The sequence below is a fragment of the Achromobacter sp. SIMBA_011 genome, from assembly GCF_046535435.1.
Taxonomy (GTDB): domain Bacteria; phylum Pseudomonadota; class Gammaproteobacteria; order Burkholderiales; family Burkholderiaceae_B; genus Achromobacter; species Achromobacter dolens.
In genome coordinates this window covers 1-289 of the sequence record NZ_JAWRWN010000277.1, presented here as the reverse complement: position 1 = coordinate 289, position 289 = coordinate 1, and the positions used below count along the sequence as shown (strand labels likewise).

At 70.2% G+C, this 289-nt stretch carries 1 protein-coding gene; it reads right to left on the bottom strand.

The window, feature by feature from the left end; translation table 11 throughout:
* Positions 1-24 precede the first annotated feature (24 nt).
* On the bottom strand, positions 25-289 hold a 265-nt coding region (locus SB816_RS30930), incomplete at its 5' end, for a TerC family protein (protein WP_410548110.1).

Genomic DNA, 289 nt, shown 5'->3' with positions numbered 1-289 from the left:
GCAGCGCACGCCTTCGCCCCATTCTCAATGCGAGCCCTGCGCGCGCCGCGCGTTGCGACGCCTGAGCACATGGCCGAGCACCACCACGAACACCGCGCCCGCCACGCACATGCCGTACTCGGCGAGCGGCGTATCGAGCAGCGGCCAGCGGTCGCCGGCCGGATCGTTGACGATCAGCCCGCCCGCGATCCAGCCGAGCAGCGCCGCGCCCAGCGTGACGATCACCGGATAGCGGTCGAGCAGTTTGAGCACGAGCTGGCTGCCCCAGACGATCAGCGGAATGCTGACC